The organism is Vibrio sp. 1562, assembly GCF_033340155.1.
GTDB lineage: Bacteria > Pseudomonadota > Gammaproteobacteria > Enterobacterales > Vibrionaceae > Vibrio > Vibrio alginolyticus.
Genome location: NZ_JAWOVY010000573.1, coordinates 1 through 587, shown reverse-complemented (window position 1 = coordinate 587; position 587 = coordinate 1). Strand labels below are relative to the sequence as shown.

Annotated in this window: 1 pseudogene; it reads right to left on the bottom strand. The window is 52.8% G+C overall.

Annotated features, from left to right (window positions below):
• Positions 1-587 (bottom strand): annotated as a pseudogene (locus R7Z49_RS26465) (exopolygalacturonate lyase); the annotation flags it as partial.

Here is a 587-nt window from a genome sequence, read left to right as displayed (position 1 = left end):
CGAAACAAAGCGAACATTGTCTCCTTCCGCACGTAGGTGCTTGAGCTTGTCGACACTGCCACTCGCCGTCAGCGGGATTTCCATCCCTTGGTAGTCGCCATCTTTCAAAATGATGGTGCCGCCAGCAGGAAGCAGTTCTACTGCGGTAGCTAAATCAAGCGGTTGCGCTTGAGATCCGTTGCCTTTGTCACTGCCGTTTGGTACAACATACAGCGTCATTGGGTCTGGCAGAGAAACAACGTCAACGCTGTAACGGTGCGCTTGTGTCTCTTTGTTTGGGCCGTCAATGGCGGTGAATCTCACTTCCATTTGATTCGCGCCGCTATCAAGTGTCAGCCACTGGCTGAACAGCTCGCCCGCCGTCACGGTTTGCTTCGCTACCACTTTGCCATTGTGCAGAACTTCAAATTCGCCCGAGTAGTTGGCACGAGCTTGAACCGGATACTCCTTGGTTGCAGATCGAGGTGAAGAAGCGATTTGGAATACCAATTCTCCCTGCTTGGCCACGTATTTTGGAGCGTCCACGGTATCCGCCGCAGCAAGCTGCAAATCGACATTGCTCACCGTCATTTTTGCATTGCGTGACG